The organism is Curtobacterium sp. 'Ferrero' (assembly GCF_002412165.1).
Taxonomy (GTDB): domain Bacteria; phylum Actinomycetota; class Actinomycetes; order Actinomycetales; family Microbacteriaceae; genus Curtobacterium.
On record NZ_NXIA01000027.1, the window covers coordinates 1 to 26,233 of the forward strand.

Annotated in this window: 23 protein-coding genes, 1 tRNA gene and 1 pseudogene; 15 read left to right on the forward strand and 10 right to left on the reverse strand. The window is 72.6% G+C overall.

Features of this window, described 5'->3' with window-relative positions:
• Positions 1-72: 72 nt before the first annotated feature.
• The 3 genes and pseudogenes from Csp2054_RS16120 to Csp2054_RS16130 all read right to left on the reverse strand — a co-directional run bounded on the left by Csp2054_RS16120 (position 73) and on the right by Csp2054_RS16130 (position 2,764).
• Positions 73-1,326 (reverse strand): FAD-dependent oxidoreductase, encoded by a 1,254-nt coding sequence (locus tag Csp2054_RS16120; protein WP_096900511.1) that lies wholly within the window; start codon positions 1,324-1,326, stop codon positions 73-75.
• A 75-nt stretch (positions 1,327-1,401) separates the two neighbouring features.
• Positions 1,402-1,893: pseudogene (locus Csp2054_RS16125) on the reverse strand (DUF6264 family protein); the annotation flags it as partial.
• Positions 1,892-2,764, reverse strand: coding sequence for an HpcH/HpaI aldolase/citrate lyase family protein (locus tag Csp2054_RS16130; RefSeq protein ID WP_096900514.1), 873 nt, complete (start codon positions 2,762-2,764; stop codon positions 1,892-1,894). The pseudogene Csp2054_RS16125 and the gene Csp2054_RS16130, both read right to left, overlap by 2 nt.
• A 131-nt stretch (positions 2,765-2,895) precedes the next feature.
• On the opposite strand from Csp2054_RS16130, the gene Csp2054_RS16135 reads away from it, so the two are divergent.
• Both Csp2054_RS16135 and Csp2054_RS16140 read left to right on the forward strand, forming a co-directional pair.
• Entirely contained in the window at positions 2,896-6,753 is a 3,858-nt protein-coding gene (locus Csp2054_RS16135) for an ATP-binding protein (RefSeq protein ID WP_096900516.1), read from the forward strand.
• Between the two features lie 365 nt (positions 6,754-7,118).
• A complete protein-coding gene (locus tag Csp2054_RS16140; RefSeq protein ID WP_141399304.1) occupies positions 7,119-7,706 on the forward strand; it encodes a CDP-alcohol phosphatidyltransferase family protein in 588 nt (195 codons plus the stop codon).
• A 114-nt stretch (positions 7,707-7,820) separates the two neighbouring features.
• Here the strand turns inward: Csp2054_RS16140 and mscL are convergent, their stop codons facing one another.
• The 3 genes from mscL to Csp2054_RS16155 are packed head-to-tail and all read right to left on the reverse strand — an operon-like array spanning position 7,821 to position 9,282.
• Positions 7,821-8,324, reverse strand: a complete 504-nt coding sequence (gene mscL / locus Csp2054_RS16145; RefSeq protein ID WP_096900518.1) for a large conductance mechanosensitive channel protein MscL — start codon at positions 8,322-8,324, stop codon at positions 7,821-7,823.
• 60 nt (positions 8,325-8,384) lie between these two features.
• Positions 8,385-8,696 (reverse strand): FmdB family zinc ribbon protein, encoded by a 312-nt coding sequence (locus Csp2054_RS16150; RefSeq protein WP_096900520.1) that lies wholly within the window; start codon positions 8,694-8,696, stop codon positions 8,385-8,387.
• Between the two features lies 1 nt (position 8,697).
• On the reverse strand, positions 8,698-9,282 hold the full coding sequence (locus tag Csp2054_RS16155) for a 5-formyltetrahydrofolate cyclo-ligase (protein ID WP_096900521.1): 585 nt from the start codon (positions 9,280-9,282) through the stop codon (positions 8,698-8,700).
• Positions 9,283-9,443: 161 nt separating this feature from the next.
• Between Csp2054_RS16155 and galU the strand changes: the two genes are divergently transcribed.
• From galU to Csp2054_RS16180, 5 genes are all read left to right on the forward strand, one after another.
• Positions 9,444-10,334, forward strand: a complete 891-nt coding sequence (gene galU / locus Csp2054_RS16160) for a UTP--glucose-1-phosphate uridylyltransferase GalU (protein WP_096900522.1) — start codon at positions 9,444-9,446, stop codon at positions 10,332-10,334.
• Positions 10,335-10,402: 68 nt separating this feature from the next.
• Positions 10,403-11,062 carry a GNAT family N-acetyltransferase gene (locus Csp2054_RS16165; RefSeq protein WP_096900524.1) on the forward strand — a complete coding sequence of 220 codons (660 nt, stop codon included), beginning with the start codon at positions 10,403-10,405 and terminating at the stop codon, positions 11,060-11,062.
• A gap of 114 nt (positions 11,063-11,176) precedes the next feature.
• A complete protein-coding gene (locus Csp2054_RS16170; protein ID WP_096900525.1) occupies positions 11,177-12,286 on the forward strand; it encodes a hypothetical protein in 1,110 nt (369 codons plus the stop codon).
• 73 nt (positions 12,287-12,359) lie between these two features.
• Positions 12,360-12,435, forward strand: a tRNA-Ala gene (locus Csp2054_RS16175).
• 125 nt (positions 12,436-12,560) lie between these two features.
• Positions 12,561-13,595 carry an amidase domain-containing protein gene (locus Csp2054_RS16180; protein ID WP_096900526.1) on the forward strand — a complete coding sequence of 345 codons (1,035 nt, stop codon included), beginning with the start codon at positions 12,561-12,563 and terminating at the stop codon, positions 13,593-13,595.
• 23 nt (positions 13,596-13,618) lie between these two features.
• On the opposite strand, the gene Csp2054_RS16185 is transcribed toward Csp2054_RS16180, so the two are convergent.
• Positions 13,619-14,824, reverse strand: a complete 1,206-nt coding sequence (locus Csp2054_RS16185; RefSeq protein ID WP_141399305.1) for a mannosyltransferase family protein — start codon at positions 14,822-14,824, stop codon at positions 13,619-13,621.
• 124 nt (positions 14,825-14,948) lie between these two features.
• Between Csp2054_RS16185 and Csp2054_RS16190 the strand changes: the two genes are divergently transcribed.
• A complete protein-coding gene (locus Csp2054_RS16190) occupies positions 14,949-15,788 on the forward strand; it encodes an alpha/beta fold hydrolase (protein WP_096900528.1) in 840 nt (279 codons plus the stop codon).
• Positions 15,789-15,869: 81 nt separating this feature from the next.
• Here the strand turns inward: Csp2054_RS16190 and Csp2054_RS16195 are convergent, their stop codons facing one another.
• Positions 15,870-17,735 (reverse strand): glycoside hydrolase family 2 TIM barrel-domain containing protein, encoded by a 1,866-nt coding sequence (locus Csp2054_RS16195; RefSeq protein ID WP_096900529.1) that lies wholly within the window; start codon positions 17,733-17,735, stop codon positions 15,870-15,872.
• Positions 17,736-17,806: 71 nt separating this feature from the next.
• Positions 17,807-18,262, reverse strand: a complete 456-nt coding sequence (locus Csp2054_RS16200; RefSeq protein ID WP_096900530.1) for a MaoC/PaaZ C-terminal domain-containing protein — start codon at positions 18,260-18,262, stop codon at positions 17,807-17,809.
• Between the two features lie 130 nt (positions 18,263-18,392).
• On the opposite strand from Csp2054_RS16200, the gene Csp2054_RS16205 reads away from it, so the two are divergent.
• Entirely contained in the window at positions 18,393-19,628 is a 1,236-nt protein-coding gene (locus tag Csp2054_RS16205; RefSeq protein WP_096900531.1) for a phosphotransferase, read from the forward strand.
• Positions 19,629-19,697: 69 nt separating this feature from the next.
• On the opposite strand, the gene Csp2054_RS16210 is transcribed toward Csp2054_RS16205, so the two are convergent.
• Positions 19,698-20,051 (reverse strand): DUF1844 domain-containing protein, encoded by a 354-nt coding sequence (locus Csp2054_RS16210; RefSeq protein WP_096900533.1) that lies wholly within the window; start codon positions 20,049-20,051, stop codon positions 19,698-19,700.
• Between the two features lie 263 nt (positions 20,052-20,314).
• On the opposite strand from Csp2054_RS16210, the gene infC reads away from it, so the two are divergent.
• From infC to pheT, 6 genes are all read left to right on the forward strand, one after another.
• Positions 20,315-20,974 (forward strand): translation initiation factor IF-3, encoded by a 660-nt coding sequence (gene infC, locus Csp2054_RS16215; protein ID WP_096900535.1) that lies wholly within the window; start codon positions 20,315-20,317, stop codon positions 20,972-20,974.
• A 50-nt stretch (positions 20,975-21,024) separates the two neighbouring features.
• Entirely contained in the window at positions 21,025-21,219 is a 195-nt protein-coding gene (rpmI, locus tag Csp2054_RS16220) for a 50S ribosomal protein L35 (protein ID WP_022903519.1), read from the forward strand.
• A gap of 27 nt (positions 21,220-21,246) precedes the next feature.
• A complete protein-coding gene (gene rplT, locus Csp2054_RS16225) occupies positions 21,247-21,630 on the forward strand; it encodes a 50S ribosomal protein L20 (RefSeq protein ID WP_058726112.1) in 384 nt (127 codons plus the stop codon).
• A 73-nt stretch (positions 21,631-21,703) separates the two neighbouring features.
• Positions 21,704-22,573 carry a TrmH family RNA methyltransferase gene (locus Csp2054_RS16230; RefSeq protein WP_096900547.1) on the forward strand — a complete coding sequence of 290 codons (870 nt, stop codon included), beginning with the start codon at positions 21,704-21,706 and terminating at the stop codon, positions 22,571-22,573.
• Between the two features lie 71 nt (positions 22,574-22,644).
• Positions 22,645-23,685, forward strand: coding sequence for a phenylalanine--tRNA ligase subunit alpha (gene pheS, locus Csp2054_RS16235; protein ID WP_096900549.1), 1,041 nt, complete (start codon positions 22,645-22,647; stop codon positions 23,683-23,685).
• Positions 23,685-26,177: a phenylalanine--tRNA ligase subunit beta gene (gene pheT, locus Csp2054_RS16240; RefSeq protein WP_096900537.1), complete on the forward strand. Its 2,493-nt coding sequence runs from the start codon at positions 23,685-23,687 to the stop codon at positions 26,175-26,177. The genes pheS and pheT overlap by 1 nt, the downstream gene beginning before the upstream one ends.
• Positions 26,178-26,233 lie beyond the last annotated feature (56 nt).

A 26,233-nucleotide genomic window follows, 5' to 3' on the forward strand; every position in this document is an offset into this window, starting at 1 on the left:
CGACCACCGCGGCCGCGCGCCCGCGGGGCTCCGCGGCGGCACGCCCGCCCGCCCGTCGCCGCCCGTCCCGCGCTACCGCCGTGCCCAGTCCGGCGCGTGCTCCGGCAGGGGACCGAACGCGATCCCACGCGCGTACAGGCCCCGCGACGGCGGCACGCACCGTGCGAGGAACACCGGCAGGCGCGGCGGACCGTCCTGCAGCCGACCGGCGAACGCCCGCTCGAACACGACCCGGTGCAGCACGCGCTGCGCGGCCTGCACGACCGCTGCCGGCGGGGTGCGCCGGCGCTCGACGTGCGCCAGGTCGCGGTCCAGTGCCGCCCCGCGACGGCCGGCACGCAGCGCGGGGACGAGGACCGATGCGGCGGCCACGGCGTCCTGCACGGCCAGGTTGATGCCGACACCGCCGGCCGGGCTCATCGCGTGCGCGGCGTCCCCGATGCACAGCAGCCCCGGTCGCCACCACCGCCGCAGCCGGTCCATCCGCACGTCGAGCACGTGCACGTCGTCCATCGAGCGGATGCTGTCGACCCGGTCGGCGAAGTCCGGACGGAGCCGGGCGACGCGCTCGCGGAAGGCAGCGACCCCCGCGGCGCGCAGGGCGGCGTCCGACCCCTTCGGCGCGAAGTACGCCACCTGGTGGTAGTCCGGCCGCGGGAACGACAGGAGCACCTCGCCGTCGGCGAACACCGGGGTGAGGGCCGATCCGGCGTCGCCGTCGTGCCGGGGCAGGCGGAACCACCACGTGTCGAACGGCACCGGGCTCGGCCGCGGGACGAGTCCCGCGGCAGCGCGGACCACCGAGTTCCTCCCGTCGCACGCGACGACGACGTCCGCCCGGAGTTCGACGGCCCCGGCCGCCGACTCGTCCCCACGGGGGTGCAGGTGCACGCCGGTGACGACGCCGTCCTCGACGATCACGTCGGTCGCCGCCGTCCCCATCGTGATCGTGAACGACGGTTCCGCCCGGGCAGCGCTGACCAGCAGGTCGAGGAGGTCCCACTGCGGCACCATCGCGACGTGGTCGTACGGCGGGCGCAGCCGCGAGAAGTCCCCGAGGAGGAGCCGTGAACCGTCGGGCATCGGCAGCGAGAGGTCGTCGAGGCGGGACTGCGGCAGGGCCCGGAACGCCGCGCCGAGCCCGAGCTCGTCGAGCAGGCGGATGGTCGAGGCGTGGACGGTGTCGCCGCGGAAGTCGCGGTTGAAGTCGTGGTGCTGCTCGACGACCTCGACGGCGACGCCGGCGCGGGCGATCAAGAGCCCGAGCACGACCCCGGCCGGTCCGCCGCCGACCACGGCCACCGTCGTCCGTCGCGTGGTCACCATGTCACGGACGGTACGCGCCGCCGCAGCGTGTCGGACGGGAGGCCCGGGGTGCGTCCGGCGGTCGGCGACCGTCCGTCAGGCGGCCCCGACCGACGAGGAGGTCGCCGCGTCGTGGTCCGCGGCCTGCGCGAACACCACGCCGCCCCAGGCGATGCACGCGACGGCGAGCACGAACCCGACGGCGGCGATCCACCAGGAGCTCCGACGCCGCAGCCAGGCCCCGATCGCCAGGACGACCGTGACCACACCGATGACGAACGAGCCGCCGACGGCGATCGCGGTACCGCCGAGGAAGCCTCCGGGGGTGCACCCTGACGCGGCGTCGCACGACGCCGTCGCCGAGACGATCGCGATGACCCCGACGACGGCGGTGACGATCGTCATCACCGCGCCGAAGGCCAGGAGCAGCACGGTCGAGACCCGGTCGGCGATGCGACCGGCCGGGAACAGGGTCGTGCCGCCCCGCTCCCACGCGGCCGCGCGCTGCTGCTCGTGCGGGTGCTGTGCCGACGGTTCGTGCGGCGGCGGGCCGTCGGGGACGTTCGACCAGGTCATGCCACCAGTCCTACCGCGCCTCCACGCCGAACGCCTGGGCGAGCTTCTGGATCTTCTGCGCGCGACCCAGTCGGGGCAGGTCCGAGCCGTCCCGGATGACCCGGCCGCGTGCCTCGAAGTCGTCGAGGAAGTCCTGCGCCCAGGCGACGTCGGTCGGCGTGGGGGAGATGACCTCGTTGATGACCGGCAGCTGCTCCGTGTCCAGGCAGAGCTTGCCGGTCAGGCCGAGGGACACCGCGACCTGGGACTGCTCGCGCAGGATGGCGTGCGCCGACCCCACCGTCGGGCCGTCGATCGGGCCGGGCAGCTGGCCGACGCGCGACGCGACGACGAGCCGGGAGCGCGGGTACGCCATGGCCAGGGTGTCGGCGCTCGTCCCGGTGTCGCGGCGGTAGTCGCCCGACCCGAACGCGAGACGGAAGGCGCCCTGGGCCTTCGCGATCGACGTCGCCTCCTCGATGCCGAGGGCCGACTCGACCAGGGCGATCACGGGGGTGTGGCCGCCGAGCCGGTGCCACGTGTCGGTCACCTGCGCCGGCGACTCGGTCTTGGCGAGCATGACGCCCTGCAGCCCGGGCAGGCCGCGGAGCTCCTCGACGTCGTCCGCCCAGAAGTCCGTCGTCACGTCGTTGATCCGCACCCAGGCCTCACCGCCGCCGGCCAGCCACGCCGCGACCGTCGAGCGCGCACCGGGCTTGGCCGCGGGGTCCACGGCGTCCTCGATGTCCAGGATGATCTGGTCCGCCCGGGACCGCTGCGCGCGCTCGAAGCGGTCGGCGTCGGTGCCCGAGACGAGGAGCCACGACCGCGAGATGTCCGGCGCCACCGCCCGCCTGCGGGAGGGACGGGGAGCGGGTGGAGCGGTGCGGTCGTCGATGGCCATGTCCACGTTGGTACCACACGCGTGTGTCCGGCCGCGCGTAGAGCGGGTCCGGAAAGTCCGAAACCTCGGGTCATTGCGCAGGGCCCGGTCCGGTTCCGCCTACAGTGTCGGATGTGTGGCGAGCGGACAGGGTGACCGACGGTGAGGACGAAGTGAACGACGACGTCCCCGTCGAGGGTGCCGACGCGCGCCCGCAGGGCGACGACGAGCGCGAGCACGGTGACCAGCGCGGGCAGGCCGACCGGGCCGAGCCCGCCGACCACCGCGAGTCCGACGAGCCGGACCGCACCCTGCGCCCCGAACTGCAGCTCACGAGTCCGCAGGCGATCAGTCTGGGTGATCCGCGCCTCCAGGCCGGCAACGCCGCCGAGCCGTCGTGGGACGCCTGGCGGAAGCAGCTGACCGGGGTCGGCGGGACCAGCCCCCTGACGCACTTCTCCGACCACCCGCGTGCCCGGATCGAGCTCTCCACCACGCACCCGGGCGGTCTGGCCCAGTTCATCACCGGCAAGACGACCCTCCTGTCGAGCCTGATCCGCGACGAGGTCGCGCTCCGTGCCGCCCGCATCGCCGCCGCACACGTCGAGGCGAAGGGCACCGAGCTCGCGACCGTCCGCGGGATCGACGCCGTGAAGCTCGGCATCGGCATGGCCGACTGGCAGCACGGCGACGAGCACTTCCGCGGGCCGGTGCTGCTCCGCCCGCTCGCGATCCGTCGACACGGCCGCGACTTCGAGGTCCGCCTGCTCGGCGAACCGGTGCTGAACCCGGGTCTCGCCGACGCCCTCCACGAGCAGCACGGCGTGATCCTCGACGCACAGTCGTTCGTCGCCCTCGCCCAGCAGGACGGCTCGTTCACGCCGAACCCGGTGATCGACCGGCTCCGCGGCCTGACCGCCCACATCCCAGGCTTCTCGGTGCACGCCCGCCTGGTCGTGTCGACGTTCGCCGAGGTCGCGACCGGCATGGTCGAGGACACGCACGACCTCGCACACCCCGTGCTCGACGCGCTCGCCGGGAACCCGAGCGCGAAGTGGCAGGTGGAGCAGTCCTACCGCCCGGTCGAGCAGACACCGTCCGACCAGCGCAGCCCGGAGACCGACACCCTCCTGCTCGACGCCGACGACGAGCAGGAGAACGTGATCGCGCAGATCACGGCCGGCAACTCGATCGTCGTCAAGACCCTCCCCGGCACCGGCGGCACGCAGACGATCGTCAACGCCCTCGGCGGTCTCGTCGCGGCGAACAAGCGCGTCCTCGTGGTCAGCCCACGCCGCGCCACGCTCCGGGGGATCGCCGCCCGCTTCGGCGAGGTGCAGCTGCCGGGCGTCGCCGTCACGCCCGCGACGCTCCGACGGGACGTCGTCCGGGCCATCGCGCGCAACGAGAAGGCGCAGCGTCCGAACCTCCGCGAGGTCGACGACGCCCTGGTCCGGCTCCGGAAGGTCCTGACCGACTACCGCGGCTCGCTCGTCCGGGTGCACCCCGCGTTCGGCGTCTCCGTGCTCGACTGCCTGGTGGAGCTGTCCCGGCTGTCGCTCCTGCCGGTGCCGCCGTCGACGACCGCCCGGCTCTCGGAGCAGTCCGTCGCCTCGATGGTCGAGGGACGCCAGCGTGTCGCCGAGACCATGGTCAGCGCCGCCAACCTCGGCGAGTTCCGCTACGGCCCGGACGACTCGCCCTGGTACGGCGCGAAGTTCGGCTCGAGCGACGGGGCGCAGCGCGCGCACAAGACCGCGAAGGACCTCGACGCCGACGGGCTGCCGACGCTGCTCCGACGCGCACACGACCTCGTCGCCTCGACGCACATGCGGCAGTTCACGACGATCAACGAGCTCGGGATCTACCTGCGGCTCCTGACCGAGATCCGCGACACCCTCGACCGCTTCCTGCCGGTGGTGTTCGACCGGTCCGTGTCGGAGCTCGTGGCCGCCACCGCCCCGCGCGGCGAGGGCGCCCCGATGTCGAGCACGAACCGGCGTCGGCTGAAGAAGCTCGCCCGCGAGTACGTCCGCCCGGGTGTGCACGTGTCCGACCTGCACGAGGCGCTGACCCGCGTGCAGCAGCAGCGTGTGCTCTGGCAGCGGTACGTCGCCGCCGGGGTGAACCCCGAGGTGCCCACCGGCATCGGCGACGTCCAGGTGCTGTTCTCGAACGTCGTCGAGGACCTCGCGCGCCTCGACGAGCCGCTCGGCCGCACCGCGCGCGACGAGCAGCTGGCGAACCTTCCGATCGACGAGCTCGTGCCGACCATCGCCCGCCTGGCCGAGGAGTCGGACGTCCTGCACAACCTGCAGGAGCGCACGGAGCTCATGCAGACGTTGCGCGACCTCCAGCTCGAGCCGCTCATCACCGACCTCGCGAACCGGCACGTCCCCGACACGCAGGTGCCGGCCGAGCTCGAGCTCGCCTGGTGGCAGTCCGCGCTCGAGACCATGCTCGAGGGTGACCGTGCGCTGCTCGGCGGCAACACCGACATGCTCGACCGGGTCGAGGCCGACTTCCGGCTCGTCGACGACGCGCACGCGGCCGGCGTCTCCCAGGGCCTGGCGTGGCAGCTCGCCGAGAACTGGAAGGTCGGGCTCGTCGACTGGCCCGACGAGGCCGCGGCGCTGAAGACCCAGCTCAAGGACGGCGCGATCACCTCCCGCCTGCTGCAGGACTCCGCGCCGCACCTGTCGCGCGCGATCGCGCCCGTCTGGCTCGCGAGCCCGTACGAGGTGTCCGAGATCGCCGACACCATGCCGTTCGACACTGTGATCCTGGTCGACGCCGGGGCCGTGACCATCGCGGAGACGGTCGGTGCCGTGCGCCGCGCGCGGCAGACGGTGGTCTTCGGCGATCCGGTCACCCAGACGCCGTCGCCGTTCCGGATCGCGGTCGACCCGGACCACCGCGCGCTCCAGGTCGACGAGCAGACCCTCGACGCCTTCCACGCCGACTCGGCGCTCGCGAAGCTGTCCACCCTGCTGCCGACCCTGTCGCTCACCCGTTCGTACCGGGCCGGCGGCGAGGACCTCGCCGAGCTCGTCAACCGGCGCTTCTACGGCGGCAAAATCGAGTCGCTGCCGTGGGCCGGGTCGTTCCTCGGCCACGGGTCGATCGCGCTCGACTACGTCAGCGACGGCAAGGCCGTGCCGGACCCCGACTCCGGAGCGGTCGAGAGCGTCGACGCCGAGGTGGACCGCGTCGTCCGGCTCGTCATGGAGCACGCCCGCACCCGGCCGACCGAGTCGCTCATGGTCATCACCGCCTCGGCGAAGCACGCCGTGCGCGTCGAGCAGGCCGTCCTCACCGCGGCACAGGGCCACAAGGACCTCACCGAGTTCGTGATCGGCGACCGGGCCGAGCCGTTCATCGTCGCGACGCTCGAGCAGTCCGTCGCGCAGAGCCGGGACCGGGTGGTCTTCTCGATCGGGTACGGCCGCACCCCGCACGGCCGGGTGCTCCGCGACTTCGGTCCGCTCGGCAAGCCGGGCGGGGAGCGGCTGCTCGCGGTCGCCATGACCCGTGCCCGCCGGTCGATGGTCATCGTCACGTGCTTCCAGCCGTCGGACATCGAGGCCGAGCGGATGGGCCACGGCACCGTCGCGCTCGCGGAGATCCTCGCCGAGGTCCGCGCCCGCACGAGCGCCGAGTACGTGCCGGACGACTCCGACCCGCTGCTCGTCGACCTCGCACGCCGACTCGAGATGCGCGGCATCCCGGTGGCGCTCGGTCACCGCGGCAAGCTCGGGCTCGTCGCCGCGCACGGCGGGGTCTGCGTCACGATCGAGACCGACGCCTCGCTCGTGAAGGGCTCGCTCCGGGAGACGCTGCGACTCCGTCCCGAGGTGCTCCGCCGGCTCGGGTGGCACTACGTGCGGGTGCACGCGTTCCAGCTGTTCTCCGACCCGGACCGGGTGGCGAACACCGTGGCCTCGGTGCTCGGCGTCGACCGCGGGGCGACCCAGGAGATCTCCATCCCCCCGATTCCCGCCCGCCGATGAGGACGTCGGATCTCCATCCCCCCGTGCCCACGGCGGGCCCCGCCGGCCGATGAGCCCGTCCCGACGCGCGTCCCGCGCGGCGGGGCCGGTCACCCCCAGGACCGACCAGCTGATGGGGTCGTGGACGCGGGCCGACGATGCAACGGCGGCCGTGCCTCCCGTCCGTCCCGCCGCACCCGCGGACGACGCAGCGGAGAACCGGCCGGGAGGCACGGCGCGGCGCCGCAGGCGCGTCACCACCCAGCCGGTACCGGGCTCCGACCCGGCGCCCGCGCCCGAGCCGCGTCGCCACCGCGAGGGGGAGAACGACGACCAGCTCCGACGGGACGTCCCCCCACACTGGTGAGCCGGTACCCTTGCAGGCGATGACCGACTCCGTACGCCAGCGCCCCGACTGGCAGACCTGGCCGAACCTGATCTCCGCGTTCCGCCTCGTCCTCATCCCGGTGTTCGTCGGTCTCGTCGTCGCGCACCACCCGGGGTGGGCGCTCGTCACACTCGTCGTCATCGGCGTCAGCGACTGGGCCGACGGCTTCATCGCACGGCGGTTCGACCAGGGCTCGAAGCTCGGCAAGGCCGTCGACCCCGTCGCCGACCGGCTCGCGATCATCGCCATCGTGCTGTCGCTCGTGCTCGTCGGCCTGCTGCCCCTGTTCGTCGTGATCGTGGTCGTCGCGGTCGACCTCGTGCTCGCGGTGATGTCCTCCGTGCTGTTCCGGGGCAACCCGGACCTCGACGTGACGTGGACGGGCAAGATCCGGTCGGCGCTGCTCTTCGTCGGCCTGCCGGTGCTGCTGTTCTCGTCGGTGTCGGCCGTGCACGAGCACGCGCCGTGGGTCCGGGTCGTGGCGCTCGTGTTCGTCTACCTCGGGACGGCCGGCCACGTCATCGCCGGGCTCCAGTACGCGATCGGCATGGTCCGCAAGCGCCGAGCGGTCGCTCCCGCGGCCTGAACCCCGGCGTGCGGCTGCTCGTTGCACGGGCGGAACCAGGTCCCGGACACGACACCGCGGAAGAACGTGGTGCTGTGTCCGGAACCTGGTTCCGGGGCGAGCCGCGTCGTACGGCTAGAGCTTGGTCGTGCCGCCGATCCCCGGACCCTCGGGGACGTCGGACGGTGCCACGTGCGCGCCGCCGCCCGACGGCAGGGCGCCGCCGTTCTGCGAGCGCAGCAGGTCGCGGATCTCGAGCAGCACCTCGACGTCGGTCGGCGGGACGTCCTGCGGCGTCTGCTCCTCGTTCTTCTGCACCCGCTCGAAGGCGACCTTCTTCAGGTGGTTCACCGGGAGGACGAGCGCGAAGTACACGACCGCCGCGACGATCACGAAGTTGATGACCGCGCCGAGCACCGCACCGAACATGAGGGTCGCAGGCTTCCCGCCGGCGACGGTCGGGATGTCGACCTTGAACGCTTCGTCGAGACTCGACGCGTTGAACACCGCGCCGATCGCGGGGTTGATCACGGCGTTCACGATGACGGTGACGATCGCGGTGAACGCGGCACCGATGACGACTGCGACAGCCAGGTCGATGACGTTGCCGCGGAGCAGGAACTCCTTGAAGCCCTTCACGCGGGCCTCCTTCCGGGTCGGGGACGGTGGCCCCAACCTACCGAGGAGGACGCCGTCCGGTCAGGAGGCGGCGGGCGCGGCCGGCTTCGACGCGGCCGGTGCCGAGGTGCTCGGCTTCGACTCCGACGTCCCGGAGCCCGATCCGGACCCGGACTTCGCGGACGCGCTCGACGACGATCCCTCGCCGGCCGGCTTGGCACGGGAGTCGGTGCGGTAGAACCCGCCGCCGTTGAACGTGACGCCGACGGGGGAGAAGACCTTGCGCAGCGCTCCGCCGCAGACGGGGCACTCGGCGAGCGCCGCGTCGGAGAAGGACTGCTTGACGTCGAAGGCGTTGTCGCACTCGGTGCACCGGTACGAGTAGGTGGGCACGCTAACTCCGGAAGGTGATGATGCGCGACGGCGTGATGATGCCGTCGACGGGTTCGTCGTGGGTCTCGCGCGGGACCTCGTCGAGGTACTCCGCGTCGAAGATCACAGCATAGACGGGCGGGCGGTTCGCCATGGACCCGAGGGTCTTGTCGTAGTAGCCGCGCCCCCAGCCCATGCGCACGCCGTCGTGGCCGACCGCCGCGGCCGGGGCCAGGATCGCGTCGACGTCGCCGAGCGCCAGCGGGGAGAGCACCTCGCCGACGACCTCCGGCATGCCGAACAGGCCCTCCCGCTCGGTGGTCCCGTCGCCGACGGCCCAGTCGAGCAGGCCGTCCTCGCGCGTGATCGGCAGCAGGACCCGGACGCCGTGCTCGAACGCCCACGCCAGGAACGGGCGCACGTCGGGTTCGTCCGGTGCCGACAGGTAGAGGGCCAGGGAGCGGACCTGCCGTTCCTCGACGAACCGCTGCAGGGTCTCGGTGAGGGCAAGCGAGTCGGCCTCCCGCTCGGTGCTGGTCCGGGTCCGCCGCCGCTGCCGGAGCTCGGCCCGCAGGGCGCGCTTCTCGTTGCCGAGGTCGGGCATCATGCCGAGGAGTCTAGCGACCGGACCCAGCGGCACCGCCGACCGGCCCGGCCGCACCACCGGGACCCACGCGCCCTTGCGGCTTCCCGCCGCCCCGCGCGCGAAGCCGTGTCCTCCGGAGGGACGACATGCCCCGTCCAGGGGTCATCCGATACGTTCCCTGCATGGGCTTCCAGATTTCGAAAGCCGTGATCCCCGCCGCCGGCCTGGGCACGCGCTTCCTCCCCGCCACCAAGGCCATGCCGAAGGAGATGCTCCCGGTGGTCGACAAGCCGGCCATCCAGTACGTGGTGGAAGAGGCGGTCGGCGCGGGCCTGACCGACGTGCTGATGATCACCGGTCGCAACAAGAACGCGCTCGAGAACCACTTCGACCACGTGTCCGAGCTCGAGGAGACCCTGAAGAAGAAGGGCGACCACGAGAAGCTGCAGAAGGTGAACCAGTCCACGGACCTCGCCGACATGCACTACGTCCGCCAGGGCGACCCGCTCGGCCTCGGCCACGCGGTGCTGCGCGCCAAGATGCACGTCGGCCGCGAGCCGTTCGCGGTGCTCCTCGGTGACGACATCATCGACGCCCGCGACCCGCTGCTCAAGCGCATGATCGAGGTCCAGGGCGAGAAGAACGCCACCGTCGTCGCGCTGCTCGAGGTCCCGGCCTCGCAGACCCACATGTACGGCATCGCCACGGTCGAGGAGACCGACACCGACGACGTCGTCAAGATCACCGGCCTGGTCGAGAAGCCCCCGCAGGGCGAAGCCCCCTCGAACCTGGCGATCATCGGCCGCTACGTCATCCGCCCCGAGGTCTTCGACGTCCTCGAGAAGCAGGAGCCCGGCAAGGGCGGCGAGATCCAGCTCACCGACGCCCTCATGAAGATGGCCGGCGCCGAGGAATGGACCGGGGGCGTGTACGGCGTCGTGTTCCGTGGACGCCGGTACGACACCGGTGACAAACTCGACTACATCAAGGCGATCGTGCAGCTCGCCTCGGACCGCGACGACCTCGGCCCGGACCTGAAGTCCTGGCTCAAGGAGTTCAACGCGGGCGAATAGCCGACCCGTCGCCGAACGGGTCCGGGGGTTCCCCGGGCCCGTTCTGCGCATCCGGAGGAACCACACCGATGACGACCATCCCGACCCTCTCGCACGGGCGGGTCACCATCCGGCCGCTCCGGCTCCGCGACACCCGCGACCTCGACGTCGCCCTCGCGTCGAACCGCGGCTGGCTCCGGACCTGGGAGGCGACGAACCCCTCCGGCCACATGTCCACCGACGTCCGGGGCAGCATCCGCGCGCTGCAGGCGAACGCCCGCGCGGGCCTGGGGCTGCCGTTCGCGATGGAGCTCGACGGTCGGTTCGTCGGCCAGCTCAACGTCTCGGGTATCACGTACGGCTCACTGGCGAGCGCGTCGATCGGCTACTGGGTGGTGGAGGACGCCGCCGGGCACAACGTCACCCCGACCGCCGTCGCCATGGCCGTCGACCACTGCTTCCGCTCGGTCGGCATCCACCGGATCGAGATCTGCATCCGTCCCGAGAACGCGCCGAGCCTGCGGGTGGTCGAGAAGCTCGGCTTCCGGTACGAGGGACTCCGCCGGCGCTACATCCACATCAACGGCGACTGGCGCGACCACTTCTGCTTCGCCCTGGTCGCCGAGGAGGTCCGCGAGGGCGTCCTCGAACGCTGGGTGCAGGGCCGGGTCCCGCCCGGGACGGGTAGCGTGCCGCTCGCGGCCCGCGACGAAGCCGCGATGCCGATCCACACGACGCCGCGTCTCTGACGCAGCCGGTCCGGCCTGGAGGCACGGCTCGGCTCCCACGGATTCCCCTGCGACACGCGCAACACGCGTCCGGCAATCACCGGCCGCGGCTGGCCGCGCCCCTACCGTTGGCGCATGGCAGGTATCGGCTCCTGGGGCGGCGGCATCGTGCTGCTCCTCGCAGCCGTCCTCTGGCTCGTCTACCTCATGCCGTCCTGGGCGGCCCGACGGCAGTACCTCGCCACCGAACGCAACGCCATCCGGCTGCAGCAGACGCTCCGCATCCTGGCCCAGACGGCCGAACTGCCGGAGGAGGTCCGCGTCGAGATGAACGCCAAGTCCCTCGCCGAGGCGCAGCGCGTCGCCCGCTCGGAGGAGGCCAAGCGTGCGGCCATCGCCCGGGCACACGAGGCTGCCCGGCAGCGCGAGATCACCCGCCGACTCGCGGAGCAGGCCCCCGTGTTGGAGCGGGCGGCGAACGTCCCGGCGCTCACCGCCATGCGGATGCGCCGCTCCCGGCTCGGCGCGACCCTGCTCGGCACCCTCGGACTCGTCGTGACCGTCCTGGTCCTGGTGGCGGCACCGTCGCTGTGGCTCGTCGCGGTCGCGGGGCTCGTCGTCGCCGGCGGTTCCGTCGCGGTCCTCACCCAGCTCCACCAGGTGGCGAAGGCGCGGAGGGCGCGTGCCGCGGCCGCCGCGCCGGAGCCGACCCGTGCCTCCCGGCCGTCGACGGCGTGGACGGACCCCGCCCCGCCGCTGTCGACCGAGGCGCCCGCAGCGCCCGTGCGCGACCGGAGCTGGACGCCAGCGCGGGTGCCGAAGCCGCTCTACGTGGAGCGTCCCGCGGAACCCGCCGCGGCGCCGGAGTCGTCGGCGGAACTCGCGGCGCGACTGCGGGAGCGTGTCGCCGAGGCGAAGGCCGAGGCCGACGCCGAGGCCGCCGCGATCCGTGCCGGTGCCACCGACCCGACGCTCGCGACGGTCTCGCGCATGCGTCCCGACGTCGAGGAGGCGGCCGCGTCGCTGTCCTCGCACGACCAGGGTCGGCTCGCCGAGCGTCTCGGACTGCGGGCGCCGGCGGCAGCGCAGCAGTCCGAGCCCGAGTCGACCGCCGCCGAGGCCGCCGTCGAGGCCGCCGTCGAACCAGGGCCGCCGAGCCGCTGGGCCGGGATGGGCGTCATCGACGAGGACGCGTACCAGCAGGCGGACCTCGACGCGATCATGCGGCGGCGTCGGGCGGTCTGACCCGCGGCACGCCCGGACCCGTGGCGGCGATTTCTGTTCCCGACTGCCCTGGTGCTAGGGTTGACGAGTCCTTGGGGCTATGGCGCAGTTGGTAGCGCGTCTCGTTCGCAATGAGAAGGTCAGGGGTTCGAATCCCCTTAGCTCCACCAGACACGAAGGGCCACCCGACCGGGTGGCCCTTCGTCGTTGCTGCCGTCGTCGCCGTGGCGTCCTGCCGTTGTCCCACGCCCGTCTTCCCGCGTTCGTCGGCGGTGTCGCCTACCCTGGACGGGTCATGACTGCCTCGTACACGCGCCGCACCCTCTTCTCGCTCGCCGGCGTCGTCGGCGTCGGCCTGGCCGTCGCGGCGTGCTCGTCGGACGGCGACGCGAAGGGCGCTGCGACCCGACGCCCCGGGTCGGCCGGGTCGTCCTCGGCGACGACGGAGCCGACTGCTGCGCGGCTCGGGCCCGCACAGGTCCCGTTGGCCGGTGGCGTCACCGTCACGGTGACGGGGAGTGGCCTCGGGGCGGTCCGCGGGGTCACGGTCGGCGGTGTCGCCGCTCGTGACGTGCGCGCGACGGCGACGACGGTCACCTTCACCGCGCCGCACCAGGCGATGTACACCGCGGGCGGCGCGGACGTGGCGCTCTTCACCACCGCGGTCGAGCCGACCCCGTCCGCCAACCAGACCTCCGACGGCAACGGCAGTCAGGCCAACGACGGGCAGGCCGGGGCGACGCAGGACACGACGACCTCCAGCCCGACGCCGACCGCCGCCCCGACCCCCGACGTGTCCGCCGCGGTGGCGACGACCACGCTCACCTACGCCGCGCTCACCGACGTCGACCGGCAGCTCGAGTACGCGATGCGGTACTGGAAGGACTACAACCTCGCCGAGTACGGCACCATGAACCCGATCGGCGGCGACTGCGCGAACTACGTCAGCCAGACCCTGATCGCCCGCGGCTGGCAGCAGCGCGACGACTGGTACAGCCGCGACGCCGGGGCCGCGCACTCCGCCACCTGGACGTACTGCCCGGCGATGGACCCCTGGCTGACCGAGCACGGCGCCGAGCTCGGACTGACCCGGCGGTCGCTCGACGAGCGCGACAAGGTGCGGGTGGGCGACATCGTGTTCTACGACTGGAACGACAACGACTCGCCGGACCACACCACGATCGTCTCGGAGGTGTTCACGGAGCCGGACGGCACGGTCCGCATCAAGTCGGCGAGCCACAACCAGGACGGACCGTACCGCGACCTCGACGAGATGATCACGGTGCAGCACCCCGGCGGGACGGCCTGGTTCCACACCTTCGACGCGTGATCCCGTCCGCCTGACGCCGTGGGTCAGGGGTACCCGAGGAACCACAGCAGCACGATCGCGACCGGCTGCAGGCACACCCCGACCACCAGCCACGTCACCGCCCGCCGCCTCGTGCCCACGAACACGTCCGCCCCGAGGAGCGGTGCCGTCGGCATGAGCAGTCGGGGGAGGGACTGCTGCGGCAGGAACACCGCCACCAGGTACAGCGCGTACGCCGCGGTGAACGACACCACGTCGACCCCGAGCGCGCGGACGTCCCGCCGGCACCAGAACCACACGGCGCCCGCCAGCACGAGCACCACGAGCACGACCCCGGCCGGACCGAGCCACGTCCCCGCCATCGTGAACCACGGGGTGAGCGGCACGAAGTGCTGCCGACCGACGAAACCCACCCACCACGACAGCTCGGTGTCGAGGTACGCGCCGAACCGCCCCGTCACCGCCGACGCGACGACCGGCCACGCCAAGCCGGCCGCGGCGACGACCAACCCGGACACCACGACCGCCACCCGGTCACGCCACCGGAACGCCGGTCCGTCCCGCAGCCACCGCACGACGAGGTGGACCGCGAGCGCGACGGCCAGTGCCAGCACCCCGGGCTTCGTGAACGCGGCGACCAGGCCGAGCGGTGCGACCAGCCAGTACCGGTGCCGGACCAGGGCAAGCAGCGCGCCGAAGAGCAGCAGGAGGAACAGGCTCTCGGCGTAGGCGACCTGCAGCAGGAACCCGGTCGGCGCGAAGGCGAACAGTGCGGTCGCCCACCGTGCGGCCCGGTCGTCTCGCACGGCCCGCACGAGCCGGTAGAGCACGACGCAGGCGCCCGCTCCGGCGAGCGTGGCGACGACCACGCCCGCCACCCAGAACGACCCACCCACGAGCGGCTGCACGACGCGCGCCAGCCACGGGAACACCGGCAGGAACGCCCACGCGTTCGGCAGCACGTGTCCGGCCGTGTCGACGGGGACGGTCGCCGGGTACCCGTGCTCCGCGATCGTGCGGTAGAACGACGCGTCCCACGAGCCGGAGAACGTCCAGAACGACGCATCGCGTCGGTACGACGCGAACGGCCAGCCGTTCGCCGTCGCGACCCACCAGAGCGTCCCGAGCAGGAGCGTGCTCAGGGCCCGTGAACCCAGCCACAGGAGCAGGGGAGCCGTCCACGCGCTGTGGCGCGCCTCCAGGACGGTCCGCAGCCTGGAGGCGCGGGTCGGCTCCGCCACGTCCGTCACCGGACGATCCTCGCACGCTGCGCAGCAGCGGGTGGGTTGTCCGATCCGCGTAGCGCCCACGGTCCTCGAAGCAGCGCCGGGTTGGTTCGGACGGGTTCCCTGTCAACGAGCGTGAGGAGAGACCATGCCGTACATCACCGTCGGATCCGAGAACGGGCACGACATCGACCTGCACTACGACGACTTCGGCGGGGGCGACCCCGTCGTCCTCGTGCACGGATGGCCGCTGTCCGGCCGCTCCTGGGAGGGTCAGGTCCCCGCGCTCGTCGAGGCCGGACACCGGGTGATCACGTACGACCGTCGCGGGTTCGGCCAGTCCTCGCAGCCTTGGGAGGGCTACGACTACGACACGTTCGCCGCCGACCTGGCGGCGCTCATCGACCAGCTCGGGCTCACCAACGTGACGCTCGTCGGCTTCTCGATGGGCGGCGGGGAGCTCGCCCGCTACGTGTCGACGTACGGCACCGGCAAGATCAGCAAGCTCGTGTTCGCCAGCGCGGTGCCCCCGTACCTCTGGAAGTCGGACGACAACCCCGACGGCGCGGTCGACCAGGAGCTCGCGGACTGGTTCTCCGACGGCATCACCGGTGACCGCCCGGCGTTCCTGCGGCAGTTCGTCGACATGTTCTTCACCCCGGGCGAGGCCGACGAACCGATCGTCTCCGCAGAGCAGCGCGCCTACGCCCTGTCGATCGCCGAGGCCGCGTCGCCGAAGGGCACCCTCGACTGCACCGCGGCGTTCGCGACGACCGACTTCCGTGACGACCTGACGAAGGTCGACGTGCCGACGCTCGTGATCCACGGCGACGCCGACGGCATCGTGCCCTTCGAGGCATCGGGCAAGCGGACGGCGGAGGCGATCCCGGACGCGCAGACGCACGTCATCGAGGGTGGGCCGCACGGCGTCCTCGTGTCGCACCGCGACGAGTGGAACGAGGCGGTGCTCCGCTTCCTGGCCTCCTGACGCCGGCAGCTTCCCGGCGTCCTGACGCCGGCACCACCCGACCGCGCCGCGCGGTCGGGTGGTGCCGTGTCCAGCCGGTGTCTACCGGCCGGTCACGGCACGGCGGATCTGGTCGATCGGCATCTTCGGGGAGCGGTCGGCGTTGAGCAGGCCGTTCGTCTCCTGCATGGTGTCGGTGAGCTGCGTCCAGCAGGAGCCCGCCAGGAACGTGCTCGCCCGCACCGCGTCGTACAGGGCGGTGATGCGGGCGATCCAGTCGTCGCCGTCGGTCGCCGAGGTGTAGCCCCACCCGTCCTCGCGCCGCTCGCCGGGCTGGTGGTCCACGCCGCCGAACTCGGTGAGCATGACGGGCTGTCCCTCGTCCACCGCGCCCCCGACGAGCACGCGCCGTCCGGCCGGCCCCATCCCGTGGAACAGGGCCGCGCGGGCCGCGTCGTCGGCGTAGGTGCGGGCGAGGACGGCTCCGTCGCCCTCGTAGTCGTGGATGGTGACGATGTCCGACGCCGGGTGCTCCCAGCCGTCGTTCGAGACCACCGGCCGCGTCGGGTCGAGCGCCCGGGCGACGTCGGCGAGGGCGCGCGCGTAGGCCTGCTGCGCCGGGTCGGTCGCGATGTGCTGCACGCCCCAGCTCTCGTTCGCGGGGACCCAGGTGACGATCGAGGGGTGCGAGGCGTCGCGCTCGAGGGCCTCCATCCACTCGCGGACGAACCGCTGCACCGCCCGCGGTGAGAACGCGTACGCGCCCGGCATCTCACCCCAGACGAGCAGTCCGAGCCGGTCGGCCCAGTACAGGAAGCGCGGGTCCTCGACCTTCTGGTGGTTCCGCGCGGCGGTGAAGCCGAGCTCCTTGATCAGCTCGACCTCCCGGCGCAGCGCGGCCCGTGACGGAGCGGCCAGGTGCGAGTCCGGCCAGTAGCCCTGGTTGAGGACGCTCCGGACGTCGTACGGCCGTCCGTTGAGGAGGAACGCGCCGGCGCCGACCGCCGTGGTGCGGAGCCCGAAGTAGCTGGCGACGGCGTCGACGGGCGTGCCGTCCCGGTCGAGCAGCGTGACGGTGGCGTCGACGAGTCGCGGGGTCTCGGGGGTCCAGGCGAGCTCGTCCTCGGCCTGCCCGTTGGCCTGCCGAGCGATCGGCACCATGACCTCGACCTCGGTGGCGGTGGCCCCGACGGCCGTCTCGACCACCGCGAGCTGCTCGTCCCGCTCGTCCCACCACGCGCGCACCCGGACCCGGGCACCGGCGAGCGGTGCTCCGTGCAGGCGCACCGTGAGCCGGACCGTCGCGTGGTCGACGTTCGTCCACCGCAGGTACCCGATCGACGTCGCCGGGACCGCCTCGAGCCAGACGGTCTGCCAGATGCCCGTCGTCCGGCGGTACCAGATGGCGTGGGCGTCCTCGTGCCAGTCCTGCTTGCCGCGCGGCTGGGTGAGGTCGTGTGGGTCGTCCTCCGCACGGACGACGAGGGTGTGCGGCGCGTCCGGACCGGCGGTCGGGTGCTCGGTGGTCAGGTGCTCGGTGACGTCGAGGGTGAACGGGGTGTGCCCGCCCTCGTGCTCGCCGACGAACTGCCCGTCGATCCAGACCCGGGCGCGGTGGTCGACCGCTCCGAAGTGCAGCAGCACGCGGGACGCGGTGCCGACGAGCCCGGCGGCGTCGAGGTCCGCGCGAGTGATCGTCCGCGCGTACCAGACCACGGGGTGGAAGCCCGGCTCGCCGATGCCCGACGCGACCGACTCCGGCGGGAACGGCACCGTGATGTCGCGTGCCCCCGGGAACCCCGAGCGCCAGGCCGGGTCGTCGCCGTCGTTCCGGAACGCCCACGTGCCGTCGAGGTCCGCCCAGGCGCCGCGGAGCATCTGCGGCCGGGGGTACTCGCCGTCCTGCCGGGAGGCGAGCGGGAGCGGACGGGTGGACGGTGCGGCGACGGTGCCGTCGAGCGTGCTCATGCCTCCATGCTGGCCCGTGCGTACATCGTTGTAAAGGGTCAGGGCTGGATGCCGCCGTCGGGGCCCCGGTGTCAGGCGATCGCGGCCGCCCGCGTCAGCACCATCACGTCCATCCGGCCCTGCTGCACGACCTCGCCGCGCTGGTTCCGGAGCGTCACCGTCCGCTCCACGATCCCGGTCGTCCCGGAGCTCGTCGCCCGCGTGGACAGGATCTCGACCTCGCACGTCACGGTGTCGCCGATGAACACGGGTGCCGTGAACCGCCACCCGTCGATGCCGAGGAGCGCCACGGCCGACCCCTCGAACACGCCGGTCCGGGCGATCAACCCGAGGCAGAGCGACGTGCCGAGCAGCCCGTGCACGACCCGCTGGCCGTACCGGGTGCGTCCGGCGAACTCGACGTCGGTGTGCACCTGGTTGTTGTCGTTCGTCCACGAGGCGAACGACACGACGTCCGCCTCCGTGATCGTCCGGCCCGGGGTCGTGAAGGTCTGACCGGCGGCGAGGTCCTCGAGGTAGTGCGGCACCCCACCATCCTGGCACCGGGCCACCCTCGCCCCAGGCCGTCTGCACGCCGGGACCCGTCGTCGTCCTCCCACCGCGTCGCGGCCCGTCCGTCCCCCACCGTCCCAGCCCCGAGCGCGTAGCGTCCGCTCCATGAGCGACGCGCCGACCGACCTCGACCTCGCCCCGTGGATCGCCGCGCAGCGCTGGTACGCGGCCAAGGGGGGTGGCGGCCCGGCCCTGCGCACCCTCTCGACCGCCGACGACACCCGCCTCGTGCTCGACGACGCCGTGACCGGCCCCGTGCTGTACCAGGCCCCGGTCGTCGTGCACGGCGGCGTGATCGCGGACGCGACGACGGACCTCGAGTGGATCCGCGGCCTCACCGCGAGGATCGACGCCGACCCGAGCTCCCTCCGGCCGATCGGGACCGTCACGGGCGCACGGGTCCTCTCCGGCGAGCAGTCCAACACGTCGGTGATCTGCGACACGGACTCGGGCGCGCAGGTCATCGTCAAGGTGTTCCGGGTGCTCCACCACGGCGACAACCCGGACGTCACGACCCAGCTCGCACTCTCCGCGGCCGGCAGCGAGCGTGTGCCGGCCGTGTACGGCTCCCTCCGCGCCACCTGGCCGGACAGCGGCCGACCCGAGGGCGTCGCGACCGGGCACCTCGCGGTCGCGCAGGAGTTCCTGCCGGGTCTGCGGGACGCCTGGCGCGTCGCACTCGACGACGCCCGCAGCGGGAAGCCCTTCGACGCCGAGCAGCTCGGGACGGCGCTCGCCGAGGTGCACGAGGTGCTCGCCCGCGTGCTCCCGACGGCCCCGGCCGACGACGCGGCGCGACGCGGCGCGCTCGACACCATGCACGTCCGGCTCGCCGCCGCCGAGCGCGAGGCCCCGGAGGCCGCGGCGCACGTCGACGCGGTCCGCGCCGTGTACGCCCGCGCGGAGGGCGGGTCGTGGCCCGACCTGCAGCGGATCCACGGCGACCTCCACCTCGGCCAGGTGCTCGCCGCCCCGGAACCGCGCGGGTGGGTGTTCCTCGACTTCGAGGGGGAGCCGCTCCGGCCCCTGCACGAGCGGTCGGTCCCGGACGTGCCGCTGCGGGACGTCGCCGGCATGCTGCGGTCGTTCGACTACGTGGCCGGGGCGCTCGCGCACGACGCCGACGCGGTCGACGCCTCCGCCTGGGCGCAGGCGGCCCGGGAGGGCTTCCTCGCCGGCTACGAACGCGCCTCCGGCACCGACCTGCACGCACACCGCGAGGTGCTCGACGCCTTCGAGCTCGACAAGGCGGTCTACGAGGTCGTCTACGAGTCGCGGAACCGCCCCGACTGGGTCGGGATCCCGCTGGCCGCGGTCGCCCGGCTCGTCGCCGGGTCCTGACCGGACGACGGACGGGAGGCCCGTGGCGGCGCCGCCACGGGCCTCCCGTCCGTCACGCGGTCGCGCGGGTCAGTTGACGGGGCCGGTGTACTTCTCGCCGGGGCCGGCGCCCGGCGCGTCCGGGATCGCCGACGCCTCGCGGAAGGCGAGCTGCACGGACCGCAGCCCGTCGCGCAGCGGGCGGGCGTGGTGGTCGCCGATCTCGGTCGCGGCGGCGGTGACCAGGCCGGCGAGGGCGGTGATGAGCTTCCGGGCCTCGTCGAGGTCGGTCTGCTCCTGCGGGTCGTCGGCCAGGCCGACCTTCACCGCGGCCGCACTGAGCAGGTGCACGGCGACGGTGTTGATCAGCTCGACGGCCGGCACCTCGGCGATGTCGCGGGCCTCGTCGGCGCCGGTCGGTCCGGACGGCGGGGTGTCGGTCACGGTGCTCCTCTGCTAGACTCTGTCGCGGCAGATGCTCCCGTGCGCCCTCGGGCACCCGGACTGCATCGTGAAAGAGGAGTCTCTCCCACCCGCGGCCGTGCACCACCAGGCTACCGGGTCCCAACCGCTCCGCCGTGTCCGTCACGGCAGGCCGGACCGCAAGGGTCGGCGTCGGGCGGCTGCCGAACGGGTCACGATCCGTGCGTCAGATCTCCTCTCTCGTGCCGTCGTCCAGGCGAACGCCCCGGACGGCCACCACCTGATTGAAGGAGCTCCGCATTCCCGATCCCCGTACCAACGACCGTATCCGCGTCCCCGAGGTCCGACTCGTCGGCCCCCAGGGCGAGCAGGTCGGCGTTGTCCCCATCGCCGTCGCACTGCGCCTCGCGCAGGAAGCCGAGCTGGATCTGGTCGAGGTCGCCCCGAACTCGAAGCCGCCCGTGGCCAAGATCATGGACTACGGCAAGTTCAAGTACGAGGCTGCGCAGAAGGCCAAGGAAGCGCGTCGCAACCAGGTGAACACGGACCTGAAGGAGGTCCGGTTCCGCCTGAAGATCGACAAGCACGACTACGAGACCAAGCGCAAGCGCGCCGAGGGCTTCCTCCTCGGTGGCGACAAGGTGAAGGCGATGATCCTCTTCCGCGGCCGCGAGCAGTCGCGTCCGGAGCAGGGCGTCCGACTGCTGCAGAAGTTCGCGGAGGAGATCGCCGAGTTCGGCGTCGTCGAGTCCCGGCCCACGCAGGACGGCCGCAACATGACGATGATCATCGCCCCGCTCAAGAACAAGTCCGACGTCAAGGGCGAGCAGAACGCCAAGCGTGCTGCGCAGAAGGCCGAGCGTCGTGCGTCGGAGCAGGCCGCCAAGGCCAAGCCGTCGGAGTCCGCTGATGCGGACACCACGACGGCCGCTCCGGCCGAGTAGTCCCGCAACGACGCGGCCCCCAGAACCCCATCCCACGGAAAGGCACCTCCATGCCCAAGCAGAAGACCCACTCCGGGTCGAAGAAGCGCTTCAAGGTCACCGGCAGCGGCAAGATCATGAAGCAGCAGGCCGGTATGCGTCACAACCTCGAGGTCAAGAGCGCCAAGCGCAAGGCCCGCCTCAACGAGGACCAGGTCCTCGCGAAGGCCGACGCGAAGAACGTCAAGAAGCTTCTCGGCCACTGAGCCGGCGGAACGTAAAGGAATAGATCAATGGCACGAGTAAAGAGGGCGGTCAACGCCGCCAAGAAGCGCCGCGTCGTTCTCGAGCGCGCCGAGGGCTACCGCGGTCAGCGTTCGCGTCTGTACCGCAAGGCGAAGGAGCAGGTCACCCACTCCCTCGTCTACGCGTACCGCGACCGTCACGCCAAGAAGGGCGAGTTCCGTCGCCTCTGGATCCAGCGCATCAACGCCGCGTCGCGTGCGAACGGCCTGACCTACAACCGCCTCATCCAGGGTCTGAACCTGGCCGGCGTCGAGGTCGACCGTCGCATCCTCGCGGACCTCGCGGTGAACAACCCCGACACGTTCGCGGCGCTCGTCGAGACCGCCAAGAAGGCCCTGCCGGCCGACACCTCGGCCCCGAAGGCCGCGTAGTCACGCCTGCTGCACACGAAGCCCCCGTCCCGTCCGCGGAGCGGGGGCTTCGTCCGTTCCTAGACTGGTGTCCGTGAGCGATCTCCTCGAGAACCCGAAGGCCGGCCGGGTCCGCGCCGTCGCCGCCCTCGCGAAGAAGGACGTCCGTGCCGACACCGGTCTGTTCCTGCTCGAGGGCCCGCAGGCGGTGCGCGAGGCCCTCGAGTACCGGCCGGAGCTGCTCCGCGAGCTGTACGTCACGCCGACCGCGGCGGCCCGCTACGGACTCGACAACGCACCCGTCGACACGTGGTTCGTCACGGAGCAGGTGCTCGACACGATGGCGGACACCGTCACGCCACAGGGCGTCGTGGCCGTCTGCCAGCAGTTCCCGACGTCCGTGCGGGAGGTCTTCCCCGAGCCCGGCGCGGCCGACCTGGAGGCGCGGGACGCGTCCGTCGCGGAGGGCTCGCTCCCGGGGCTGGTCGCGATCCTCGAGCAGGTGCGCGACCCCGGCAACGCCGGCACGGTCATCCGGGCCGCCGACTCCGCCGGCGCCGACGCCGTCGTGCTCACGGGCCGGTCGGTCGACCCGTACAACCCGAAGGTCGTCCGCTCGACCACGGGCTCGCTGTTCCACGTCCCGGTGTCGGTCGGGGTGTCCCTGGTCGACGCGGTCTCCCGGGCGAAGGCGCTCGGCTACACGGTGCTGGCCGCGGACGTCTCGGGCGACGACCTCCCCGAGGTCCGGGCGGACGGGATGCTCGACGGGCCGACGGTGTGGGTCTTCGGCAACGAGGCACGCGGGCTGACCGACGAGGACCTCGCGCTCGTCGACCGAGCGGTGAAGGTGCCGATCTACGGGCAGGCGGAGTCGATGAACCTCGCCACCGCGGCCTCGGTGTGCCTGTACGAGAGCGCGTTCGCGCAGCGGGCTGCGGCCTCCTCCTCCACAGGCGGCTGACCCGGGGCCCGTCCCCACCGTCCACCGGGTACAGGACGGCGGTATCCCATCGGCCGGTAGGCTTGGGCCTCGTGTCAGAACACCTCGAGATCAGCGAACCGGCCGTCGGTGCCGCCGTGGACGCCGCCCTCGCGGCCGTCCGGGCCACGACGACCGTCGCCGAGCTGAAGCAGGCCAGGGCCGAGCACACCGGCGAGCAGTCCGTGCTGGCGCGGATGAACGCGTCGATGCGCAGCGTGCCACCGGAGCAGAAGGCCGCCGCGGGCAAGCTCGTGGGGCAGGCCCGCGGCCGGGTGAACCAGGCGATCGCCGAGCAGGAGTCGGTCCTCGCCGAGGCGGAGGAACGCGCCCGGCTCGAGTCCGAGCGCGTGGACGTGACCGCCCTGCCGTCGCGGCGGACGCCCGGGTCCCGGCACCCGCTGTCGCTCCTCAACGACGCCGTCGCCGACATCTTCGTCGGCATGGGGTGGGAGGTCGCGGAGGGTCCCGAGCTCGAGCACGAGTGGTTCAACTTCGACGCCCTGAACTTCGACCAGGACCACCCGGCCCGAGCGATGGCCGACACGGTGTTCGTCGAGCCGGTCGACCGGCACCTGCTCATGCGCACGCACACGTCGCCCGTGCAGGTCCGCTCCCTGCTCTCGCGCGAGCTGCCGCTGTACGTCATCGCCCCCGGGCGCGTCTACCGGGCCGACGAGCTCGACGCCACGCACCTGCCGGTCTTCACCCAGGTCGAGGGCATCGCGATCGACAAGGGCCTGACGATGGCACACCTGCGCGGCACGCTCGAGCACTTCGCCCGGCAGATGTTCGGCGCGGAGGCCCAGATCCGTCTCCGCCCGAACTACTTCCCGTTCACCGAGCCGAGCGCCGAGATGGACGTCTGGCAGCCGAACGCCAAGGGCGGCGCGCGGTGGGTCGAGTGGGGCGGCTGCGGCATGGTCAACCCGAACGTCCTGCGGTCCGCGGGCATCGACCCGGACGAGTACCAGGGCTTCGCCTTCGGCATGGGCATCGAGCGGACGCTGCAGTTCCGCAACGGCCTGAACGACATGCGTGACTTCCTCGAGGGCGACATCCGCTTCTCGCAGCAGTTCGGAACGGTGGTCTGATGCGCGTCCCACTCCGTTGGCTCGGTGAGTCGGTCGACCTCCCCGAAGACGCCACCCTCGAGCACGTCCACGCGGCGCTCGTGTCGGTGGGCTTCGAGGAAGAGACGGTGCACACGTACGACCTGACCGGCCCGGTCGTGGTCGGTCGGGTGCTGTCGCTCGAGCCGGAGCCGCAGAAGAACGGCAAGACGATCAACTGGTGCCAGGTCGACGTCGGCGAGTCCGAGCCGCGCGGCATCGTCTGCGGTGCGCACAACTTCGGCGTGGGCGACCTCGTCGTCGTGACGCTGCCCGGCGCGGTCCTGCCCGGACCGTTCCCGATCGCCGCGCGCAAGACGTACGGCCACGTGTCCGACGGCATGATCGCGTCCGCGCGCGAGCTCGGACTCGGTGACGAGCACGACGGTATCCTGCGCTTCGCGGACCTCGGCATGGAGCCCGAGGTCGGCGCGGACGCGATCTCGCTGCTCGGCCTCGACGACGCCGCGGTCGAGATCAACGTCACGCCGGACCGCGGGTACGCGATGAGCATGCGCGGCGTCGCCCGCGAGTACGCGCACGCCACCGGTGCCTCGTTCCACGACCCGGCCGACCGGGTGACGCCCCGCACCGCCGAGGGCTTCCCGGTCACGATCGACGACCAGGCTCCGATCCGCGGCCGCCAGGGTGCGACGACCTTCGTCACCCGGGTCGTCCGCGGCGTCGACCCGACGATCAAGACACCGGCCTGGATGGTGTCACGCCTGTCCCTGGCCGGTGTCCGGTCGATCTCGCTCCCCGTCGACATCACCAACTACGTCATGTTCGAGCTCGGGCAGCCCCTGCACGGCTACGACCTCGCGAAGGTCGTCGACGGGCTCGGCGTCCGGCGTGCGGCGCCGGGGGAGACCCTCGTCACGCTCGACGACGTCACGCGCGCGCTCGACCCGGAAGACTTCGTCATCACGGACGGCGACGGACCGGTCGGCCTCGCCGGTGTGATGGGTGGCGCCCGGACGGAGATCTCCGCCGACACCACCGACGTGCTCATCGAGGCCGCGGTGTTCGACCAGGTGTCCATCGCCCGCACCGCCCGTCGGCACAAGCTCCCGAGCGAGGCGTCGCGGCGGTTCGAGCGCGGCGTCGACCCGCTCGTGTCCGAGGCCGCGGCGAACCGCGCCGTGGAGCTCCTCGTCGAGCTCGCCGGGGGCACGGCCGACCCGCTCGGCTCGACCCTCGTCGACAGCACGCCCCGGCCGGCCATCGCCATGCGGACCGATCGCCCGGCGGAACTCATCGGCGTCGACTACACCGACGCCGAGGTCATCGACACGCTGCGGGCCATCGGCGCCACGGTCGAGGTCGACGGCGAGCTCCTGTCGGTCACCCCGCCCACCTGGCGTCCGGACCTCGGCGACGACACCACGCTGGTCGAGGAGATCGCGCGGATCGTCGGTTACGGCCGCATCCCGAGCGTCCTCCCCGTCGCCCCGCCCGGCCGCGGGCTCACCGGCCACCAGCAGGCGCGTCGCCGGGTCGCGAACGCCCTTGCCGCCGCGGGCCTGGTCGAAGTCGTCACCGCACCGTTCGTCTCGGCCGCGACGCAGCAGGCCTTCCCGGGCATCGACGGCGACGGCGGCCCGAGCGTCGTGCTCGCGAACGCCCTCGACAGCGAGCAGAACCGGCTCCGTCGCAGCGGCCTGCCGGCACTCGTCGACGTCGCGCGGCGGAACGTGTCGCGCGGACTCGTCGACGTCGCGGTGTACGAGACCTCCCGGGTGTTCCTCCCGACGGACGGACACGAGCTCGGCACCGCCGACGTGCCCGCCGGCGGTGCGCTCCCGGACCGCGAGACCCTCGCCGCGCTCGACGCGTCGCTGCCGGCACAGCCGTTCCACGTCTCCGCGCTCCTCACCGGGCACCGGGTCGTGAAGCAGCCCGGTGTCGCACCCGAGTCCTACGGCATCGCGGACGCGCTCGACGCGGCACGGCAGGTCGCCTGGGCCGTCGGTGTCGAACTGCGGGTGGCCCAGACGACCCACCCGTCGCTGCACCCGGGCCGCGCAGCGTCGCTGCTCGTCGGAGACACGGTCGTCGGCGTCGCGGGCGAGCTGCTCCCGGAGCTGACCGAGGCCGCCGTCCTGCCCCGCGTGGTCGCCGTCGTCGAACTCGACCTCGACGCCCTGGTCGCGCTCGCACCGGCAGCCGTCGCGGTCGCGCCGATCGAGTCGTACCCGGCGGCGACGCAGGACCTCTCCCTCGTCGTCGACGTGGACGTCCCGGCCGGAGCGGTCCTCGACGAGGTACGCGCTGGTGCCGGAGAGCTGTTGGAGTATGCTCGCCTCGTGGACGACTACCGGGGCACCGGCGTGAGCGAGGGACAGAAGTCCCTGACGTTCGCGCTGCGCTTCCGTGCCACGGACCGCACGCTGACCGCTGCCGAGGCCTCCGAGGCCCGTGACGGCGCTGTCCGACGTGCCGGCGAGCGATTCGGGGCGACCCTGCGCGACTGATCCCCAGGATCACCGCCCGGGGCCGCCGCCTCCGACTCTCTCGACGACCAGTCCGA

What these genes read in the sequence shown, in the direction of transcription:
- Csp2054_RS16120 (WP_096900511.1), bottom strand. Translation starts at nt 1,326, where the DNA reads ATGGTGACCACGCGACGGACGACGGTGGCCGTGGTCGGCGGCGGACCG.
- Csp2054_RS16130 (WP_096900514.1), bottom strand. Translation starts at nt 2,764, where the DNA reads ATGGCCATCGACGACCGCACCGCTCCACCCGCTCCCCGTCCCTCCCGC.
- Csp2054_RS16140 (WP_141399304.1), top strand. Translation starts at nt 7,119, where the DNA reads ATGACCGACTCCGTACGCCAGCGCCCCGACTGGCAGACCTGGCCGAAC.
- Csp2054_RS16155 (WP_096900521.1), bottom strand. Translation starts at nt 9,282, where the DNA reads ATGATGCCCGACCTCGGCAACGAGAAGCGCGCCCTGCGGGCCGAGCTC.
- galU (WP_096900522.1), top strand. Translation starts at nt 9,444, where the DNA reads ATGGGCTTCCAGATTTCGAAAGCCGTGATCCCCGCCGCCGGCCTGGGC.
- Csp2054_RS16165 (WP_096900524.1), top strand. Translation starts at nt 10,403, where the DNA reads ATGACGACCATCCCGACCCTCTCGCACGGGCGGGTCACCATCCGGCCG.
- Csp2054_RS16170 (WP_096900525.1), top strand. Translation starts at nt 11,177, where the DNA reads ATGGCAGGTATCGGCTCCTGGGGCGGCGGCATCGTGCTGCTCCTCGCA.
- Csp2054_RS16180 (WP_096900526.1), top strand. Translation starts at nt 12,561, where the DNA reads ATGACTGCCTCGTACACGCGCCGCACCCTCTTCTCGCTCGCCGGCGTC.
- Csp2054_RS16190 (WP_096900528.1), top strand. Translation starts at nt 14,949, where the DNA reads ATGCCGTACATCACCGTCGGATCCGAGAACGGGCACGACATCGACCTG.
- Csp2054_RS16195 (WP_096900529.1), bottom strand. Translation starts at nt 17,735, where the DNA reads ATGAGCACGCTCGACGGCACCGTCGCCGCACCGTCCACCCGTCCGCTC.
- Csp2054_RS16205 (WP_096900531.1), top strand. Translation starts at nt 18,393, where the DNA reads ATGAGCGACGCGCCGACCGACCTCGACCTCGCCCCGTGGATCGCCGCG.
- rpmI (WP_022903519.1), top strand. Translation starts at nt 21,025, where the DNA reads ATGCCCAAGCAGAAGACCCACTCCGGGTCGAAGAAGCGCTTCAAGGTC.
- rplT (WP_058726112.1), top strand. Translation starts at nt 21,247, where the DNA reads ATGGCACGAGTAAAGAGGGCGGTCAACGCCGCCAAGAAGCGCCGCGTC.
- pheT (WP_096900537.1), top strand. Translation starts at nt 23,685, where the DNA reads ATGCGCGTCCCACTCCGTTGGCTCGGTGAGTCGGTCGACCTCCCCGAA.